The sequence below is a fragment of the Streptomyces fuscichromogenes genome, assembly GCF_014645815.1.
Lineage (GTDB): Bacteria > Actinomycetota > Actinomycetes > Streptomycetales > Streptomycetaceae > Streptomyces > Streptomyces fuscichromogenes.
This window is the reverse complement of sequence record NZ_BMML01000001.1, coordinates 432644-451495: the sequence shown is the minus strand read 5'-3', so window position 1 is coordinate 451495 and position 18852 is coordinate 432644. Positions and strand designations below refer to the sequence as shown.

The window sequence follows — 18852 nt, the reverse complement described above, 5'->3', positions numbered from 1 at the left end:
TTACAGCGCGCCCTTCGTCGAGGGGAGGATGCCGGCCGCGCGCGGGTCGCGCTCGGAGGCGTAGCGCAGCGCCCTCGCGAGCGCCTTGAACTGGCACTCCACGATGTGGTGCGCGTTGCGCCCGTACGGCACGTGCACGTGCAGGGCGATCTGCGCCTGGGCGACGAAGGACTCCAGGATGTGCCGGGTCATGGTGGTGTCGTACTCGCCGATCATCGGCGCCATCTTCTCCGGCTCGGTGTGCACCAGGTAGGGGCGGCCGGAGAGGTCGACGGTGACCTGGGCGAGCGACTCGTCCAGCGGGACCGTGCAGTTGCCGAAGCGGTAGATGCCGACCTTGTCGCCGAGGGCCTGCTTGAAGGCGGCGCCGAGGGCGAGGGCGGTGTCCTCGATGGTGTGGTGCGAGTCGATGTGCAGGTCGCCGTCGGTCTTCACGGTGAGGTCGAACAGACCATGCCGGCCGAGCTGGTCGAGCATGTGGTCGTAGAAGCCGACGCCGGTGGCGATGTCGGTCTTGCCGGTTCCGTCGAGGTCGATCTCGACGAGGACCGAGGTCTCCTTGGTGGTGCGCTCCACGCGCCCTACGCGGGTCATGCGTCCAGCTCCTTCTTGACTTCACGTACCGCGTCGAGGAACGCGTCGTTCTCTTCGGGGGTTCCGGCGGACACCCGCAGGAACCCGGGCACGCCGTTGTCCCGGACGAGGACTCCGCGGTCGAGGATCCGCTGCCACACCGCGTGCGGGTCCTCGAACCGCCCGAACTGCACGAAGTTGGCGTCCGACTCGGTGACGTCGAGGCCCGCCGCGCGCAGCTCGGCGACCAGCCGGTCCCGTTCGGCCTTCAGCTGCTCGACGTACTTCAGCAGCGTGTCGGTGTGCTCCAGGGCGGCCAGCGCGGTCGCCTGGGTGATCGCCGACAGGTGGTACGGCAGTCGTACGAGCTGTACGGCGTCCACCACCGCGGGGTGCGCGGCGAGGTAGCCGAGGCGCAGGCCGGCCGCGCCGAAGGCCTTCGACATGGTCCGGGAGACGACGAGATTCGGCCGACCTTCGAGCAGCGGCAGCAGCGAGGCGCCGTGGCTGAACTCGATGTAGGCCTCGTCGACCACCACCATCGAGGGCTTGGCGGCCTGGGCGGCCTCGTACAGCGCGAGGACCGTCTCGGCCGGTACCGCGGTGCCGGTGGGGTTGTTGGGGGTGGTGATGAAGACGACGTCCGGCTTGTGCTCGGCGACGGCCGCCGAGGCCGCCTCGACGTCGAGGGTGAAGTCGGCGTTGCGCGGGCCGGAGATCCAGCCGGTGCCGGTGCCGCGCGAGATGAGCGCGTGCATCGAGTACGACGGCTCGAAGCCGATCGCCGTGCGGCCGGGGCCGCCGAAGGTCTGCAGCAGCTGCTGGATGACCTCGTTGGAGCCGTTGGCCGCCCAGACGTTCTCGATGCCGACCGGGTGGTGGCCGGTCTTCGTCAGGTACTTGGCCAGCTCGGTGCGGAGCTGCACCGCGTCCCGGTCGGGGTAGCGGTTCAGGTCGCGGGCGGCCTCGCGCACCCGCTCCGTGATCCGCTCGACCAGCGGTTCGGGCAGCGGGTAGGGGTTCTCGTTGGTGTTCAGCCGTACCGGGACGTCCAGTTGGGGCGCGCCGTAGGGGGACTTGCCGCGCAGCTCGTCCCGTACGGGGAGATCGTCGATTCCGAGGTTCACTTGCTCGCCGGTACCTTCCACCCGAACCTTGCCTTGACCGCCGCGCCGTGCGCGGGCAGGTCCTCCGCCTCCGCCAGCGTGACCACGTGGTGTGCGACCTCGGCCAGCGCGTCCTGCGTGTAGTCGACGATGTGGATGCCGCGCAGGAAGGACTGGACGGAGAGCCCCGAGGAGTGGCAGGCGCAGCCGCCGGTGGGCAGCACGTGGTTGGACCCGGCGGCGTAGTCGCCGAGGGAGACCGGCGCCCAGGGCCCGATGAAGATCGCGCCCGCGTTCCTGACCCGGTCGGCCACCGCGGCGGCGTCGGCGGTCTGGATCTCCAGGTGCTCGGCGCCGTACGCGTCGACGACCCGCAGGCCCTCCTCGACGCCGTCGACCAGGACGATCGCGGACTGCCGGCCGCTGAGGGCGGGGACGATCCGGTCCTCGACGTGCTTGGTGGCCGCGACCTGCGGCTCCAGCTCCTTCTCGACGGCGTCCGCGAGCTCCACCGAGTCGGTGACCAGGACGGCGGCGGCCAGCGGGTCGTGCTCGGCCTGGCTGATCAGGTCGGCGGCGACGTGCGCCGGGTCGGCGGTGGCGTCCGCGAGGACGGCGATCTCGGTCGGGCCCGCCTCGGCGTCGATGCCGATCCTGCCGGTGAAGTAGCGCTTGGCGGCGGCCACCCAGATGTTGCCGGGGCCGGTGACCATGACGGCGGGCGGGCAGGACTCGGTGCCGTAGGCGAACATCGCGACGGCGGTGGCGCCGCCGGCCGCGTACACCTCGTCGACGCCGAGCAGGGCGCAGGCGGCGAGGATCGTCGGGTGCGGCAGGCCCCCGAACTCGGCCTGGGCCGGGGAGGCGAGCGCGATCGACTCGACGCCGGCCTCCTGCGCGGGCACCACGTTCATGATCACGGAGGACGGGTAGACCGACCGGCCGCCGGGCGCGTACAGCCCGACGCGCTCCACCGGCACCCATTTCTCGGTCACCGAGCCGCCCGGCACGACCTGGGTCGTGTGGTTCGTACGGCGCTGCGCGCGGTGCACGAGACGGGCGCGCCTGATGGACTCCTCCAGGGCCGCGCGCACCGCCGGGTCGAGCTCCGCGAGGGCCTTGGCGAGCGCCTCGGCGGGCACCCGCACCTGCTCCAGCCGCACCCCGTCGAACTTCTCCGCGAAGTCGATCAGCGCCGCGTCGCCCCGATGATGCACGGCCTCGCAGATCGGACGCACCTTCTCCAGGGCGGCCGAGACGTCGAAGTCGGCTCGGGGCAGCAGGTCGCGCAGGGCGGGTCCCTCGGGAAGGGCGTCGCCGCGCAGATCGATTCGGGAGATCACGGAATCAATTCTCTCAGACGGCACTCGGGGCCCGTCCGCGCGTATCAATGGCTGATACAGAACGCGGGGCGCCAGCCGGTACATAGCCTGGCCGGAAGCCGGAAGATCACGGGGGTCTGGGGGGTGTCCCCCCAGAGGGCGCAGCACTTCCTGTGTTCGAGGCGTGACGGACCGGGCATCACCGCTGGGCGAACCGATGACCGACGAGCAGCCGGGGAAGAGGGAAATGCCGTGACCGAGGGGGACGACGTCCGGGACGGCGACCTGCCGGACGATCTGACCGCGGCCGAGGCCGGTATGTGGCAGGCGTTCCGCAACGGCAGTGTGTACGACCTGAGCAGCGGCGACATCCACGTGGACGACCCGCACGGCGGCCATCCGTGGGGACCCGAGCGGACCGTGCGGGCGCGGATCGTCTGCTGGCTGCTGCTGGACGGGCCGTCGGCGCTGGCCGGCCGGGTGTCCTCGCTGAAGCTGGCCGGCGTGCGGGTCACCGGCGCGCTGGACCTGGCGGGCGGCACGGTCACGCCGTACGTGGAGCTGCGCGGCTGCCGGTTCGACGACGAGATCCTGCTGCCGGAGGCGCATTTCACGACCGTGCGGTTCGTGGACTGCGCGGCGCCGCGCCTGGAGGCGGCCCGGTTGCGCACGGAGGGCGACCTGCATCTGCCGCGCTGCCGTTTCCTCGGCGGGGTCCGGCTGACCGACGCGCACATCGGCACCGACCTGCTGCTGAACCAGGCGGTGGTGTACCGGGACCGCAGCGGGCGGTCGATCGCGGCGGACGGCATGACCGTCGGCCAGGACCTCCAGGCGGAGCTCCTGGAGTCGCACGGGGAGCTGAGCCTGCGCAGCGCGAAGGTGGGCGTCTCGCTGAGCCTGCGCGGGGCGCGGCTGCGCAACCCCGGCGGGCGGTTCGCGCTGAACGCGCCGCAGCTGACCGTGGGCCGGACCCTGTACCTGACCCCGGCGGGGGTGGGCGGCCCCTGGCAGAGCGGGACGACCCCGGCGCGCGGGACGCGGATCCAGCGGTTCGAGTGCGAGGGCGGGATCCGGCTGGACGACGGGCGGTTCGGGGACGCGGTGGACCTGGAGCGGGCGCGGCTGGGCTTCACGGACGACCAGAACCTGTCGCTGCGCCGGGTGCAGACGCCGGAGCTGCGCTTCCTCGGCGAGGAGCCGCAGCGCGGCGGGGTGCTGCTGTCGGGCGCCCGGACCACCAACCTGGTCGACCGGGCGACCAGCTGGCCGGGCCCAGGGCGGCTGCACATGGGCGGGTTCGTCTACGAGAACCTGGTCCCGCAGGGCCCGTTCCCGCTGACCCGGCGGCTGGACTGGGTGGCGGCGGCGACCGCCGAGTACAACCCGGAGCCGTACGAGCGCCTCGCGACCGTGCTGCGGGCCGCCGGCGAGGACGAGGACGCGCGCGAGGTGCTGCTCGCCAAGCAGCGCCGGCGCCGCGAGACGCTGCCGCCGGCCGCCAAGCTCTGGGGGTACGCGCAGGACCTGACGGTGGCCTACGGCTACCGGCCGGGCCGGGCCGCGGTGTGGATGGCGGTGCTGTGGGCGGCGGGCACGCTCGCGTTCACGCACGCGCCGCATCCACCGATGAGCTCCGGCGGCCACCCGGCCTGGAATCCGGCGCTGTTCGTCCTGGACCTGCTGCTGCCGGTGATCGACCTGGGCCAGGTCGGCCAGTGGCGGTTGACCGGCGGCTGGCAGTGGGCGGCGGCGGTGATGATCCTGCTGGGCTGGATCCTGGCGACGACGGTGGCGGCGGGGGCGACGAGGCTGCTGAGGCGGGGGTGACGGCCGCTGCCGCCGCCTCTGACAGGTACCGAACAGATGAGCAACAGTCACCTTTTACCGTCCCTTGACCTTCGGCCGTACAACTTTCGTGGAGTTGGTCATAGCGTCTGGCGCTGCCCCGACCTGCGGACTTTCAATGGTCGACACCATGGCTTCGCTGCGCGCCCTCTTCCGTTCCCCACGGAGGGCAACGACCGCTTCGCCCCTCGCCGCCGGACCGCTCCCGGCCGACGACGAGGTGCTCCTCGACGCGCCCGACGAACGGCTCGCGCCCGCGCTGGTCGCGGCCGGCCGGGGCGAGTACGAACCCGCCGCCGGGCTGCTGGCCGGCACCCGGGAGGCGGCCGAGTGGGAGGAACGGGACCGGTACGTGCACCGGCTCGCCCTCTTCGCCCGCTCCCGCGCCGAGTGGCTCGACCTGTGGGCCGTGGCCGCACCGCACGACCCGGACCTGCTGCTGGTCCAGTCCCAGCTCGCGGTGGACCACGCCTGGGACTCCCCCGCCCGCGCGGAACTCCTGCGCCCGCTCAGCCCGCTGATCACGGCGGCCGCCCGCGGCGACGACCGGGACCCGGTGCCGTGGCGGATCGCGCTCGACCACGCCCGCGGGACGAACGCCGGCCACAAGTACTTCGAGGAGCTGTGGGAGGCGGCCGTCCGGCGTGCCCCGCACCACTCCGGCTGCCATGTGGCGGCGCTGCGCTATCTGGCCACCTACTGGCACGGCTCGCACCGCGAGTGCTTCGACTTCGCCGACCTGGCCGCACAGGACGCCCCGCCGGACTCGCTCGTGCAGGCCCTGCCGGCCCGCGCGGCCTTCGGCTACCTCACCGACGGCTGCGGCCCCGAGGTGCCGCGCGCCCGCCTGGACGCGGCGGCCGACCGGGCGATCGCCCTGTCCGCGCGGTTCCCGGCGGCCGACCCCTGGCCGGCCGAGGTCCGCAACCAGCTGATGTACCTGCTGGTCCGGCTGGAGCGCCGGGAGGCGGCCCGCGCCCAGCTGCACCTGATCGGCCCGTACGTCACGTCCTTCCCCTGGGACCGGCTCTCCGACGACCCGCTGGGCCATTTCCTGGGCCTGCGCGACCACCTGCTGGCCGGTACGGAACCGCCGCCGGAGGCCGGTCCGGTCCCCTCGCCGAGGGCCCCGGTGCGCCCACGGGCCGAGCACGGCGGACATGCCACCGCCGATGACCATTAGGCTGTGGCGCCGTGACCACCGTCCGTCTTCCCCTCTTCCCGCTGAACTCGGTGCTGTTCCCGGGGCTGGTGCTGCCGCTGAACGTCTTCGAGGAGCGCTATCGCGCCATGATGCGCGACCTGCTGAAGACGCCCGAGGAAGAACCGCGCCGGTTCGCCGTCGTGGCGATCCGTGACGGCCACGAGGTGGCCCCCAGCGCGCCCGGCATGCCGGACCCGACGGCCCAGCCCGACCGGGGCCCGGCGGCCGGCTTCGGGCCCGACCCGCTGAAGTCCTTCCACCGGGTGGGCTGTGTGGCGGACGCGGCGACGATCCGGGAGCGGGCGAACGGCACGTTCGAGGTACTGGCGACGGGGACGACCCGGGTACGGCTGCTCTCCGTCGACGCGTCGGGCCCGTTCCTGACCGCGGAGCTGGAGGAGCTGCCGGAGGAGCAGGGCGACGAGGCCGGCGCGCTGGCCGAGGGCGTCCTGCGGGCCTTCCGCCAGTACCAGAAGCGCCTGGCGGGCGCCCGGGAGCGCTCGCTCTCCACGGGCGTCGACCTCCCCGACGAGCCGTCCGTCGTCTCCTACCTGGTCGCGGCCGCGATGATGCACGACACCCCCACCAAGCAGCGGCTGCTCCAGGCCCCCGACACCGCCTCCCGGCTCCGCGACGAACTGAAACTCCTTCGCTCCGAGACGGCGATCATCCGTAACCTGCCGTCACTGCCGTCGGCGGAGCTGACGCGGTCGCCGACGAGTCTGAACTGAGCCGGGGTTTTCCTGACATGCCGAAGAAGCCGAAGAAGCAGCAGTCCGGGGGCGGCGGGACCCCGGCGACGGTGGCCCTGACCACCGCGGGGGTGGACTTCACGGTCCACTCCTACGACCACGACCCCGCGCATCCGTCCTACGGCGAGGAGGCGGCGCAGGCGATGGGCGTGTCCCCCGACCGTGTCTTCAAGACCCTGGTCGCGGACGTGGACGGCGCGCTCACGGTCGCTGTCGTCCCGGTGGCCGGCAGCCTGGACCTCAAGGCCCTGGCGACAGCGGTCGGCGGCAAGCGCGCGGCGATGGCGGACCCGGCCCTGGCCGAGCGCACCACGGGCTATGTCCGCGGCGGCATCTCCCCGCTCGGCCAGCGCAAGAAGCTCCCCACGGTGCTGGACGCGTCGGCGTCGGCCCACCCGACGATCTGCGTCTCGGCGGGCCGCCGCGGCCTTGAGGTCGAACTCGCCCCGACCGCCCTGGCCACCCTCACGAACGCGACCCTGGCCCCGATCGGACGTGCGTGACCCCTCGACCAAGTCCCCGTTCTCGGTTAAGTACGGAAGACATGTCGAAGAGGACACGGAAAAGGAAGTGGCGCCTGAAGAAGGCCCGCTCGAACCACGGTCGCCGCCCGGCCTAGGGAGCACACCGGAAGCTACTCCGGCGGAGCCGCGTACGGGACGTCCTCGTACGGCGGCTCCGGGTCCCGCGGACCGAACAGCGCCGTCAACCCCAGATGCACCACCAACGCCGACAACGACCAGGCCAGCAACGCCCCCTTCGCCCCGAGCTTCAGCGGCGCCGAGAACGTCACCCCCTTCCCCACGGCCTTCGCATGGGCGATCACGTCCTGCTCCGGTCCCAGCCACGTCCCCAGCCGCCAGGCCAGCACCGACGCCAGCAGTCCCCCGACCCCCAGCGCCACCACCAGCGGCACACCCCCGCGCCGCCGCCACAGGAACACCGCGACCGCACTCACGAACCCGAAGGCCAGCGCCAGCAGCGTGAACGTTCCGTCCACGCCCGCCGCCTGCTCCCCCTCGCTGTCCTTGAGGTAGACCGCCCAGCTCTTGCCGGACTGGTCCCCCACCAGCGGCACGTGCGGCGCCAGCCACAGCCACAGCAGTCCGAGCAGCACCCCGCTCACCGCCACCACGAGGGCGATCACGGCGCCCTCCCGCAGTTCGGTCTTCATCCCGGGACCGTCCTGTCCGTACTGTCCGTACTCTCCCGGCTCCCCCGCGGCCTCCCCGGCAGGCGGCGGCACCTGCCAGGCCTGGTGCGAGGACTGGTCGTGCGGCGGCGGAGGCGGCGTCAACGGTGCGGTCACGATGCCATCGTGCCAGGTCGGCCTGTGGGGCGCGTCACCGGACGGCGGCCCGGCGGTACGCCCAGGTGGCGACGGCCAGCGAGACCACCCCCACGCCCGCGCACACACCCAGGTCAGCGAGGACGACGGCCCAGTCGGGCCGCGCGCCGAAGGTCCGGGCGTAGGCCTCGACGCCGTACGTGGAGGGCAGCAGGTCACGCGCGAACCGGATGATCCCCGGCATCCGGTCCGGCGGCAGCACCCCGAACAGCAGCGCCGCCGACATGCCCAGCTGCCCGAGCAGCGTGGCGAGTTCGGGACGGGGCGCGAGCAGCCCGCAGGCCGCCCCGAGCCCCGCCAGCGCGGCCCCGGCCAGCGGGATCACGGCGAGGAGGATCCACAGGTTCCCCAGCGGCAGCCCGAACAGCACGCAGCCGAAGACGGCCGTCACCAGCGTCCCCGGCACGGTGAAGGAGGCATAGGCCGCGGCCGCCCCGAGCACCACCGAGGCCGGCGGCACCGGCAGCGTGGCGTAGTGGTCCAGCCCGCCGCTCGCCCGCAGCTGTCCGAAGTACTGCGCCAGCAGGTTCAGCGCGACGAAGGCCACCACGACCACCGACGAGCCCGCCACCACGGACTGGGCCTCGCCCCGCGAGTCCACCACCCCGCGCATCATGATCATGATGCCGACGGACTGGAAGGTCGCGACGAACAGCAGCGGGATCCGCGCCACCCTGGCCCGGGACAGCTGCGCCCGGTAGACGGCCGCCAGCGACGGCCACAGCCGCGCGCGCGGGCCCAGCTCGGCCATCGGGGCGCCGCCCGGCGCCGTCTCCTCCACGGCCAGGGCACCGCCCGGCAGAACCTCCGCGGGTACGACACTCACGTCGCGCTGCTCCCCTTCCGTGCGGCACCTGCGGCCCGTACCGCTGCCGCGCCTTTCCGTACGCGCCTGGCCGCCGCCGTGTTCACCCTCACGTCTTCACCAGCCCCTGCCGTGCGGCGCCGCCCAGCGCCAGGTAGACGTCCTCCAGGCTGGGCGTGGCCAGGGTGAAGTCGTCGAGGGCGGCGAACGCGGTCCCGCCGGTCACCGTGGCGACGACGGCACGCGCCTCCTCGGGGGCGAGCCGCAGCGTCCAGCGCCGGCCGGCCTCGACGGCACGCTCCCGCAGGACGGCCACCTCGGGCACGTCCAGCGGCGCCCGTTCCCGCCACACCAGCTCGACCCGCACCTCGCCGGCCACCCGCTCCTTGAGCCCGGCCGGGCTGTCACAGGCGATGACCCGCCCCTGGTCGAGGACGGCGACCCGGTCGAGGACGGTCTCGGCCTCGATGACGTTGTGGGTGACCAGCACCACGGTGGCCCCCCGCTCGGCCCGCCGCCGGTCCACGGCGGCCCACACGGCCCGCCGGGCCACCGGGTCCATGCCGGTCGTCGGCTCGTCGAGCACGAGCAGCGGCCGCTCACCGACGAGCGCCGCGGCGAAGCAGGCCAGCCTCCGCTGCCCCCCGGAGAGCTTCTTGAGCGCCCGCCCGGCGATCGGCGTCAGGCCGAGCTCCTCCAGCACGGCGTCGCGCTCGCTCCGGGCCTGCCGCAGGTCCAGTCCGCGCAGCCGCCCGGTGGTCTCGGCCGCGAGGGACACGGTCAGCTCGTCCAGGGCGCTGGACTCCTGCCCCAGGTAGGCGAGGATCCGCGCGGCCCGCTCCGGGTGCCGCACGATGTCGTGGCCGAGGATCTCGACGCTGCCCGTGTCCGGCCGCAGCAGCCCGGTGAGCTGCCGTACGAGCGTCGACTTGCCGGCCCCGTTCGGCCCGAGCAGGCCGAAGATCTCGCCGCGCCGGACATCCAGCGCCACCCCGTCGGTGGCCCGCACCTCGGGCACGCCGGGGGCGCCACGCCGCCCTTTGACGGCGGCGTAGGTCTTGGTCAGCCCACGCACGGCACACACGACGTCACCCTGCTGCCGAAGTGCCCGACCCACGCCCGTACTCACAAGGAACGAGACTACGGGGTCACCCCCGTTTACTCGCCTTTGGGGCGCCCCAGCCGGTGACCCCGCGAGGTTCAGCGCCCCGTGAGGGGCGCGGGGAACTGCGCGAGCAACCCCCACCGGCCCGCGGCCGAAATCAGTCGCCCACGCCCCCTCACTCACTCCGCCGACGCATGCTCCCCGGCCCCCGCCGGAACATCGAACTCTCTCCAGAACCCCGCCCGAATGGCGTACCGGTCATGCTCGTCGATCTGGTCGTCCTTGTGCGCCAGCAGCCCGAACCGCGCCGCGTACCGCAACAGCTCCCCGTCGATCCGGTGCGGAATGCGCGGATACATCGCCGACAGCTTGTGGAGATGACTCTGGTCCCCGAGCCTCGACATCCACCGCCGGGCGAACACCTGCCCGACCTCGTACGGATCCCCGCCGACGGTCGTGATGTCCTCCTCCCGGTCGGCCCACCGCTGCTCCGCGGTGGTCAGCTGCGCCAGCGTCGGCATCGAGGCCGCCTCCGCCGACTCCGCCGCGCCGCCCGGCCGGTCCACCCACCCCTTGTCGGAGGACCACCGCAGGGTGGCCGTCGTCGCCGGATTCTGGACCGACTGCGCGCCCGGCGCCCGCAGCGCGGCGAGGTCCTTGGGCGTCGGCACCCCTTTGGGCGCCGGCATCCGCTCCGGCGCCCCGTTCTCCACCACGCTCACCGCGGGCGCCCGGTCGGCGCCCTCGGGTCCCGCCTCCGGCGCGGGCGCCAGCGACGACTCGGGCAGCGGCGCCGAGAGGATCGCGGCGATCTCCGGCCGCGGCACCGGCGGCGGCGCGCAGACCGCGGTCAGCTCCTTGGCCCGTACCGCCTGGGTGATCCACGCCCGGTCCAGGACCCGCCGCTCGTCGGCCTCGGCGACCAGGTCCTCGGACTGGTTGTAGTCGCCGTCGGCGGCCTGCACCGCCCACAGGTGTACGGCGACCCCGTGCTCCTTGGCTGCCATCATGCCCGGCAGCAGATCCCCGTCGCCGGTCACCAGGACGACGTCGGAGCAGGCGCGGTTGCGGGCCAGTTCGGTCAGCTCGGCGTGCATGGCCGCGTCCACGCCCTTCTGCGCCCACCGCCCGTCGCTGCGGGTCAGCGCGCCGAGCCGGACGGTCACCCGGGGCATCACACGCAGCCGACGGTGTTCCGGCTGGGGAACACGGTCGGGGGCGCCGTCGAACCAGTAGATGCGCAGCAGTGGACGCTCGGTGTCGGACTCCGCGCGGTCGCGCAGCGCCTGGATCAGCGCGGCGTGGTCGACGGTGATCCGGGATCGGGAGGGCTCACCGGCGAGGAGACTGGCGGCGGCACCCAGCAGATACCCGGCGTCCACCAGGACGATGCAGCGGTCCACGCGACTCACCCTCTTCCCGGGAGGTTTGCTTTCGGGGCTTCCTTCGAGTCTGCCCGACCACGCGGGCGTTAACGGCCCGAACTCGATCTTCGGCGTGGCGTTTCGGGACCTCGCTCTCCGACAAACCGCGTCACACACGGTAATTATCCGAAATGCGTCCGTTGTCAGCCTATGTGAATCTGAATTCGGCCCCTAGATCCCCCACAGGAGGCAGATCACCATGGCCAAGAACAAGAACCGCAAGGGTGGCTCCCAGAACCGCACCTCGCAGCAGACCGAGCAGACCCACGAGCACGGGCAGCGTACGTCGGGCGAGTCCCAGGACTCGCCGGTGTCGCACATCCAGGGCAGCCCGGCCGATGTCGCGCGCAAGAAGCAGAAGAGCTTCGGCCACAACTGAGCGGACCGACCAGGTCCCACCGGGCTGTTGAAGCCCAGGCACACAGAAGGGGCGCACCCGATACGGGTGCGCCCCTTCCGCGCGCGTACGACGGCCGGTGCCGGCTGCGGACCTATCCGGCCAGGCAGGACGGGCCGAGCAGCACCTTGAGGTCGCCGAACAGCGCCGGGTCCGGCTTCACCCGGTGCCGGTCGAGACGGAGCACGGTGGTCTTGGTCGGGCCCTGGAGCCTGATCCGGACCTCGGTGTCGCCCTTGTGGTGACCGAGGATCTCGCCGAGGCGGCTGACCATCGGCGGGGTGACCCGGGTGGCGGGGATGGTGAGGATCACGGGCGCGTTGGTGCCGGCGTTGGAGAGGTCCGGGACCGCCAGCTCCATGCCCACCAGGCGCGGCACGTCCTCGCGCTTGTCGAGCCGGCCCTTGACGAACACCACCGCGTCCTCGACGAGTTGGGTCGAGATCAGCTGGTAGCTCGCCGGGAAGAACATGCACTCGATGGAGCCGGCGAGGTCCTCCACGGTGGCGATCGCCCAGGCGTTGCCCTGCTTGGTCATCTTGCGCTGGAGGCCGGAGATGATGCCGCCGATGGTGACCACGGCCCCGTCGGCGTGCTCGCCGCCGGTGAGCTGGGCGATGCCCGCGTCGGCCTTGTCGGAGAGCACGTGCTCCAGGCCGAAGAGCGGGTGGTCGGAGACGTACAGGCCGAGCATCTCCCGCTCCTGGGCGAGCAGATAGGTCTTGTCCCACTCCTCGGTGGTGAACTCGACGTCCAGTCCGAAGCCGGGCTCGTCGCTCTCCTCCTCGCCCATCCCGCCGAAGAGGTCGAACTGGCCCTCGGCCTCCTTGCGCTTGACCGCGACCACGTTGTCGATCATCGAGTCGAAGTGCGCGGTGAGGCCCTTGCGGGTGTGCCCCAGGGCGTCGAAGGCACCCGCCTTGATCAGCGACTCCGTGGTCCGCTTGTTGCACGCGACCGCCTCGACCTTGTCGAGGTAGTCGGGGAAGGAGCCGTACTTGCCCTTGGCCTTGCGGCTCCTGATGATCGAATCCACCACGTTGGTGCCGACGTTGCGGACGGCTTCGAGGCCGAAGAGGATCACGTCGTCGCCCTGGGCGGCGAAGTTGTGCACCGACTCGTTGACGTTCGGCGGGAGCACCTTGATGCCCATGCGGCGGCACTCGTTGAGGTAGACGGCCGACTTGTCCTTGTCGTCCTTGACCGAGGTGAGCAGACCGGCCATGTACTCGGCCGGGTGGTTCGCCTTGAGGTAGGCGGTCCAGTACGAGACCAGGCCGTACGCGGCGGAGTGCGCCTTGTTGAACGCGTATCCGGCGAACGGGACCAGCACGTCCCACAGGGCCTGGATGGCCTCGTCGCTGTAGCCGTTCTTCTGGGCGCCGGCCTGGAAGATGGTGAAGTTCTTGGCCAGTTCGTCGGGCTTCTTCTTGCCCATCACGCGGCGCAGGATGTCGGCCTCGCCGAGCGAGTAGCCCGCGATGATCTGGGCGGCCTTCTGCACCTGCTCCTGGTAGACGATCAGACCGTAGGTGACGGCCAGGACCTCTTCGAGGGGCTCCTCCAGCTCCTTGTGGATCGGGGTGATCTCCTGGAGCTTGTTCTTGCGGAGCGCGTAGTTGGTGTGCGAGTCCATGCCCATCGGGCCCGGACGGTAGAGCGCCGAGACGGCGGAGATGTCCTCGAAGTTGTCGGGCTTCATCAGGCGCAGCAGGGAGCGCATGGGCCCGCCGTCGAACTGGAAGACGCCCAGGGTGTCACCGCGCTGGAGCAGTTCGAAGGTCTTCGGATCGTCGAGCGGCAGGGCCAGCAGGTCGAGGTCGATGCCCTTGTTGGACTTCACCATCTTGACGGCGTCGTCCATGATCGTCAGGTTGCGCAGGCCGAGGAAGTCCATCTTCAGCAGGCCGAGCGACTCGCACTGCGGGTAGTCCCACTGCGTGATGGTCACGCCGTCGGTGTGCCGCACCCAGATCGGGGCGTGGTCGACGATGGGCTCGCTGGACATGATCACGCCGGCGGCGTGCACGCCCATCTGCCGGACCAGGCCCTCGACGCCCTTGGCGGTGTCGATGACCTTCTTCACGTCCGGCTCGTTCTCGTACATCCCGCGGATCTCGCCGGCCTCGTTGTAGCGCGGGTGCGAGGGGTTGGTGATGCCGTCGAGGTCGATGCCCTTGCCGAGGACGTCGGCGGGCATCGCCTTGGTGAGCCGGTCGCCCATCGCGTACGGGTAGCCCAGGACGCGCGCCGAGTCCTTGATCGCGTTCTTGGCCTTGATCTTGCCGTAGGTGCCGATCATGGCGACCTTGTCGGCGCCGTACTTCTCGGTCACGTACCTGATCACCTCGACGCGCCGACGCTCGTCGAAGTCGATGTCGACGTCGGGCATGGAGACGCGCTCGGGGTTGAGGAACCGCTCGAAGATCAGGCCGTGCGGGATCGGGTCGAGGTCGGTGATGCCCATGGCGTAGGCGACGATCGAACCGGCCGCGGAGCCTCGGCCGGGGCCGACCGCGATGCCGTTGTTCTTGGCCCACATGATGAAGTCGGCGACGACGAGGAAGTAGCCCGGGAACCCCATCTGGATGATGACGTCCAGCTCGTACTCGACCTGCTTCTGGCGGTCGTCCGGGATGCCGCCGGGGAAGCGGCGCTCCATGCCCCGGCGGACCTCCTCCTTGAACCAGGTGACCTCGGTGAAGCCGTCGGGGATGTCGAACTTCGGCATGAGGTTCTTGGCCTCGAACATGCCGCTGGTGTCGATCTGCTCGGCGACCAGGAGGGTGTTGGCGCAGCCCTCCTGCCAGGCGTCCGAGGAGTCGATGGCGTACATCTCGTCCGTGGACTTCAGGTAGTAGCCGGTGCCGTCGAACTTGAAGCGGTCCGGGTCGGAGAGGTTCTTGCCGGTCTGGATGCAGAGCAGGGCGTCGTGGGCGGTCGCCTCGTGCGCGTACGTGTAGTGCGAGTCGTTGGTGACCAGCGGGGGGATGCCGAGCTTCTTGCCGATCTCCAGGAGGCCGTCGCGGACCCGGTGCTCGATGTCGATGCCGTGGTCCATCAGCTCCAGGAAGTAGCGGTCCTTGCCGAAGATGTCCTGGTAGTCGGCGGCCGCCTTCAGCGCCTCGTCGTACTGGCCGAGGCGGAGCCGGGTCTGGAGCTCGCCGGAGGGGCAGCCGGTGGAGGCGATGAGCCCCTCGGACCACTGGGAGATGGTCTCCTTGTCCATCCGGGGCCACTTCTGGAGCCAGCCCTCGGCGTAGGCGTCCGAGGAGAGGCGGAAGAGGTTGTGCAGGCCCGTCGCGTTCGCCGCCCAGATCGTCTTGTGGGTGTAACCACCCGAACCGGACACGTCGTCCCGCTTCTGGTGCGGCTGGCCCCACTGGATCTTGCGCTTGTTGCGCCGCGACTCGGGGGCGACGTAGGCCTCGATGCCGATGATCGGGGTGACCCCGGACTTCTTGGCCGTGTGGAAGAAGTCGTACGCCCCGTGCAGGTTGCCGTGGTCGGACATGGCGATGTGCGTCATGCCCATCTCGTTGCAGGCGTTGAACATGTCCTTGAGCCGCGCGGCACCGTCCAGCAGCGAGTACTGGGTGTGGACGTGCAGGTGCGTGAAGGGCGGCTTTGACACGGTTTCGGCCTCCGAGGGAAATCAGGCGTCGACGATCTTCCGACCGGCTGCGGACGGTCTGGTGGGACTCCGGAATCCTATGCCTCGGCACTGACACCCGGCCCGCTCCCCCGCGTACCTTCGTGCGAAGAGAGCGGGCACTCCCGGGGACCTTCGCACGTTGGTCCGGGCGAGAGATCCGCGCCACATGTCAGGCACCACCCGTACCAGGAGGCACCCAGCGATGCCGGTCCCCCAGCTCAACGGCGAGCAGCGCGGCGAGGAGATCCTCGCTGTCTTCGACACCGCCTTCGGCGAGCTCCTGGCCGCCGACCCGGCCGCGTTCCGCGTGAAGTTCCGGAAGATGGCGGCCTCGGCCTTCGCCTTCTACCGGGGCACCGCCGCGCTCTTCTACCACGACCTGGACGCGGAGCACGCCGGTCTGGGCGCCGGGCGGATATACACCGGCCCGTACCTGGACGAGCGCACCTCGCGGGTGTGGATCCACGGCGACCTGCACGCGGAGAACTTCGGCACGTACATGGACTCCAACGGCCGCCTGGTCTTCAACGTCAACGACTTCGACGAGGCCTACGTCGGCCCCTTCACCTGGGACCTGAAGCGCTTCGCCGCCTCCATCGCGCTGGTCGGGTACGCGAAGGCGTTCAGCGACGAGCAGATCACCGACCTGGTCGAGGAGTACGCGCGCGCCTACCGCGAGCGCATCCACGCGCTGGCGACGGGCGCCAAGAGCGACGAGGTGCCGCCTTTCACCCTGGACACCGCCGAGGGTCCGCTGCTCGGCGCGCTGCGCACGGCCCGCTCGCTGACCCGTTTCGAGCTGCTGGACTCGATGACGGAGATCCGCGACTTCGAGCGCCGGTTCGCCGCCGGCGGCGGCTCCATCGAACTGGACGCGGCGACCCGCTACAAGGTGCTCGCGGCCTTCGACGGCTACCTGGAGACGCTCCCCGAGTCCTCCCTGTCCCACCCGGACTCCTACCGGGTGAAGGACGTCGTGGGCCGCCGCGGCATCGGCATCGGCTCGGCCGGCCTGCCCTCGTACAACATCCTCCTGGAGGGCGCCACGGACGCCCTGGAGAACGATGTGGTGATCTACATCAAGCAGGCCCAGACCCCGGCCGTCTCCCGGCACGTCACCGACCCGGCGATCCGGGACTACTTCCAGCACGAGGGCCACCGCACGGTGATCTCGCAGCGCGCGCTCCAGGCGCACGCCGACCCGTGGCTGGGCTGGACCGAGCTGGACGGCGCGGGGCAGCTGGTCGCCGAGGTGTCGCCGTACGCGGTGGACCTGGACTGGAGCGACATCGACGATCCGGAGGAGGTCGCGGCGGTCGTCGCCGACCTCGGCCGGGCCACCGCGTCCATGCACTCGGCGGCCGACGACACCTCCGGCGAGTCCCTGGTGCCGTTCTCCACCGAGCGGGCCATCGACGCGGCGATCGCCGCCGACGAGGACGGCTTCGCGGGCCTGCTGACCGACTTCGCGCACAGCTACGGCTCACGTGCGCGCGGCGACCACCAGATCTTCGTCGACCTGTTCCGCAACGGCCGCATTCCAGGGCTGTAACCTTCGCCGATTCTCAGGGCCTTTTTAGGGGTCCCCTACATGAGTACGTGACAGACTCTCCACCGCTATGGACATATCCGGGACCCAGCTCAGAGCCGTGCGCGCGGCGCTGTTCACGGCCTTCGTCGTGACGCTCAGCACCGCGTCGCACGTGCTGCTGTCCCGGGCCCCGCTGCCGTTCACGACGGTGGCCGCGGTCGCCGCCGGGGTGTTCGGCACGGCGTACGCGCTGGCGGGCCGCGAGCGCGGCTTCGGCCGGATCGCGGCCCTGCTGATCCCGCTGGAGCTGGCCGCCGACACGGTCTTCACCACCGGTCAGCACGCCTGTTACGGCCGGGCGGGCGGCCCCATCGCCGGCCCGCTGCGCGCGGTCGGTCTCGACGTGCTCTGCCACGGCGGCACGGTCGGCACCCCGCTGGCCCAGATGACCGGCGGCTCCCGCACCGCCGCGGCCCTCGCGCACGCCGATCCGGCCGCCGCCTGGCTGCTGCTCGCCGCGCACGTCGGCGTGGGTCTGCTCGCCGCCGCCTGGCTGCGCCGCGGCGAGCGCGCCCTGACCCAGCTGCTGCGGGCCGTCGCCGCCACCACCTTCCGCCCGCTGCTCCTCGCGGTCGCCGCGGGCGCGGTCCGGCCGGCCCCGGTACGACGGCTGCCGCGCCCTGCGCCGCGCCCGGCCGCCGCCCGCGGCCTGCTCCTCGTGCACTCCCTGGGACGGCGCGGACCGCCGTGCTCCCACGCGCTCGCCCTCGTCTGAGTCCGAGCACCTCCTCCAAGCACGGCCCTCGTGCGAGCTCGTCCGAGCACGACGAGTCCCCCACACGTATCCCGCGTACGACATGTGCGCGTCCCCTATGGAGATCACCAACATGAGCAAGCGGAACAGCGCGGCTGCCAAGAACGCGGCCCGGGAGCGGCTGCGCATCGAGCGCGAGAAGCAGGCCAAGCGCGCCAAGGTCAAGCGGCAGGTCATCGTGGCCGCCTCGGTGGTGGCCGTGCTGGCCGCGGCGGGCGGCATAGGCTACGCCGTCGTCCAGGCCAACAAGCCGGGCTACTGGGAGGCCGAGAAGGACGCCAAGGTCGTCGCCCCGGCCAACACGACGGGCACGAACGGCACCACGGTCGTCATCGGCAAGTCCACCGCCACGAAGACCCTGAAGGTCTACGAGGACCCGCGCTGCCCGATCTGCGCCCAGTTCGAGCAGACCGTCGGCGCGACGGTGAAGAAGGACATCGACGACGGCAAGTTCAAGATCCAGTACATCGGCGGCACGTTCCTCGACGGCGACTCGCTCGGCAAGGGCCAGATCGGCTCGCGCGGCGAGGGCTCCAAGAGCGCGCTGAGCGCGATGGGCGCCGCGCTGAACGTCAGCGACGAGGCCTTCCTCGAGTACAAGACCGCGCTGTACTCGAAGAAGTGGCACCCGGACGAGACGACCGACAAGTTCAAGAACGACAGCTACCTCATCGAGGTCGCCAACACCGTCCCGGCCCTGAAGAACAACAAGTCCTTCCAGGCCGACGTGAAGTCCGGCAAGTACGACGCCTGGGCGCTGGCCATGTCGAAGACCTTCGACACCAACAAGGACGGCGTGACGGGCACCCCGAGCTTCGTCATGAACGGCAAGATGCTGACGGCCGACTCCAGCGGCAACCCGCCGATGACGATCGACGCCTTCAACACCGTGGTGGACGCGGCCCTCAAGGCCTGACGCCGAGCGGAATATCCGGCTCCACGTGAAGAGCAGGCGAACTTTCCCCGGT

The 18852-nt window shown here is 71.4% G+C and carries 17 protein-coding genes; 9 read left to right on the top strand and 8 right to left on the bottom strand.

Translation table 11 applies throughout. From position 1 onward, the window contains the following. From hisB to hisD, 3 genes are read right to left on the bottom strand one after another with little or no spacing between them, the layout of a single operon-like run. On the bottom strand, positions 1-594 hold the full coding sequence (hisB, locus tag IEZ11_RS02005) for an imidazoleglycerol-phosphate dehydratase HisB (RefSeq protein WP_123977923.1): 594 nt from the start codon (positions 592-594) through the stop codon (positions 1-3). Further along, positions 591-1700 carry a histidinol-phosphate transaminase gene (locus IEZ11_RS02000; protein WP_189260760.1) on the bottom strand — a complete coding sequence of 370 codons (1110 nt, stop codon included), beginning with the start codon at positions 1698-1700 and terminating at the stop codon, positions 591-593. Before IEZ11_RS02000 ends, hisB begins: the two co-directional genes overlap by 4 nt. Beyond that, positions 1697-3022, bottom strand: a complete 1326-nt coding sequence (gene hisD / locus IEZ11_RS01995; RefSeq protein WP_189260759.1) for a histidinol dehydrogenase — start codon at positions 3020-3022, stop codon at positions 1697-1699. The genes IEZ11_RS02000 and hisD overlap by 4 nt, the downstream gene beginning before the upstream one ends. A gap of 231 nt (positions 3023-3253) precedes the next feature. On the opposite strand from hisD, the gene IEZ11_RS01990 reads away from it, so the two are divergent. The 5 genes from IEZ11_RS01990 (at position 3254) to IEZ11_RS52820 (ending at position 7424) form a co-directional block, all read left to right on the top strand. Further along, a complete protein-coding gene (locus tag IEZ11_RS01990) occupies positions 3254-4831 on the top strand; it encodes an oxidoreductase (RefSeq protein ID WP_189260758.1) in 1578 nt (525 codons plus the stop codon). Positions 4832-4967: 136 nt separating this feature from the next. Then, on the top strand, positions 4968-6032 hold the full coding sequence (locus IEZ11_RS01985; protein WP_189260757.1) for a hypothetical protein: 1065 nt from the start codon (positions 4968-4970) through the stop codon (positions 6030-6032). 11 nt (positions 6033-6043) lie between these two features. Then, on the top strand, positions 6044-6784 hold the full coding sequence (locus tag IEZ11_RS01980; RefSeq protein ID WP_189260756.1) for an LON peptidase substrate-binding domain-containing protein: 741 nt from the start codon (positions 6044-6046) through the stop codon (positions 6782-6784). A gap of 17 nt (positions 6785-6801) precedes the next feature. Then, positions 6802-7308, top strand: coding sequence for a Cys-tRNA(Pro) deacylase (gene ybaK / locus IEZ11_RS01975; RefSeq protein ID WP_189260755.1), 507 nt, complete (start codon positions 6802-6804; stop codon positions 7306-7308). Between the two features lie 41 nt (positions 7309-7349). Beyond that, positions 7350-7424, top strand: a complete 75-nt coding sequence (locus tag IEZ11_RS52820) for a hypothetical protein (RefSeq protein ID WP_505995353.1) — start codon at positions 7350-7352, stop codon at positions 7422-7424. A gap of 15 nt (positions 7425-7439) precedes the next feature. Here the strand turns inward: IEZ11_RS52820 and IEZ11_RS01970 are convergent, their stop codons facing one another. From IEZ11_RS01970 to IEZ11_RS01955, 4 genes are all read right to left on the bottom strand, one after another. Further along, complete coding sequence (locus IEZ11_RS01970; protein ID WP_189260754.1) at positions 7440-8114, bottom strand: AAA family ATPase; 675 nt, start codon at positions 8112-8114, stop codon at positions 7440-7442. 34 nt (positions 8115-8148) lie between these two features. Further along, the gene (locus IEZ11_RS01965; protein WP_189260753.1) at positions 8149-8979 is read right to left on the bottom strand and encodes an ABC transporter permease; all 831 of its coding nucleotides are present in this window, start codon (positions 8977-8979) and stop codon (positions 8149-8151) included. Positions 8980-9067: 88 nt separating this feature from the next. Then, positions 9068-10042 (bottom strand): ABC transporter ATP-binding protein, encoded by a 975-nt coding sequence (locus IEZ11_RS01960; protein ID WP_189260752.1) that lies wholly within the window; start codon positions 10040-10042, stop codon positions 9068-9070. Positions 10043-10242: 200 nt separating this feature from the next. Then, positions 10243-11466: an NYN domain-containing protein gene (locus tag IEZ11_RS01955; RefSeq protein WP_189260751.1), complete on the bottom strand. Its 1224-nt coding sequence runs from the start codon at positions 11464-11466 to the stop codon at positions 10243-10245. A gap of 220 nt (positions 11467-11686) precedes the next feature. Between IEZ11_RS01955 and IEZ11_RS01950 the strand changes: the two genes are divergently transcribed. Further along, positions 11687-11866, top strand: coding sequence for a hypothetical protein (locus IEZ11_RS01950; protein ID WP_189260750.1), 180 nt, complete (start codon positions 11687-11689; stop codon positions 11864-11866). A gap of 112 nt (positions 11867-11978) precedes the next feature. Here the strand turns inward: IEZ11_RS01950 and dnaE are convergent, their stop codons facing one another. Next, positions 11979-15518: a DNA polymerase III subunit alpha gene (gene dnaE / locus IEZ11_RS01945; RefSeq protein WP_189260749.1), complete on the bottom strand. Its 3540-nt coding sequence runs from the start codon at positions 15516-15518 to the stop codon at positions 11979-11981. Between the two features lie 223 nt (positions 15519-15741). Between dnaE and IEZ11_RS01940 the strand changes: the two genes are divergently transcribed. From IEZ11_RS01940 to IEZ11_RS01930, 3 genes are all read left to right on the top strand, one after another. Further along, a complete protein-coding gene (locus IEZ11_RS01940) occupies positions 15742-17091 on the top strand; it encodes a DUF2252 domain-containing protein (RefSeq protein ID WP_189260748.1) in 1350 nt (449 codons plus the stop codon). A gap of 67 nt (positions 17092-17158) precedes the next feature. Next, positions 17159-17845: a hypothetical protein gene (locus IEZ11_RS01935; RefSeq protein WP_189260747.1), complete on the top strand. Its 687-nt coding sequence runs from the start codon at positions 17159-17161 to the stop codon at positions 17843-17845. 112 nt (positions 17846-17957) lie between these two features. After that, positions 17958-18800 carry a thioredoxin domain-containing protein gene (locus IEZ11_RS01930; RefSeq protein ID WP_189260746.1) on the top strand — a complete coding sequence of 281 codons (843 nt, stop codon included), beginning with the start codon at positions 17958-17960 and terminating at the stop codon, positions 18798-18800. Positions 18801-18852: the final 52 nt, after the last annotated feature.

Coding starts and splice junctions, on each gene's coding strand:
- IEZ11_RS01985 (WP_189260757.1), top strand. CDS start 4,968: ATGGTCGACACCATGGCTTCGCTGCGCGCCCTCTTCCGTTCCCCACGG.
- IEZ11_RS01930 (WP_189260746.1), top strand. CDS start 17,958: ATGAGCAAGCGGAACAGCGCGGCTGCCAAGAACGCGGCCCGGGAGCGG.
- IEZ11_RS01935 (WP_189260747.1), top strand. CDS start 17,159: ATGGACATATCCGGGACCCAGCTCAGAGCCGTGCGCGCGGCGCTGTTC.
- ybaK (WP_189260755.1), top strand. CDS start 6,802: ATGCCGAAGAAGCCGAAGAAGCAGCAGTCCGGGGGCGGCGGGACCCCG.
- hisB (WP_123977923.1), bottom strand. CDS start 594: ATGACCCGCGTAGGGCGCGTGGAGCGCACCACCAAGGAGACCTCGGTC.
- IEZ11_RS01950 (WP_189260750.1), top strand. CDS start 11,687: ATGGCCAAGAACAAGAACCGCAAGGGTGGCTCCCAGAACCGCACCTCG.
- IEZ11_RS01940 (WP_189260748.1), top strand. CDS start 15,742: ATGCCGGTCCCCCAGCTCAACGGCGAGCAGCGCGGCGAGGAGATCCTC.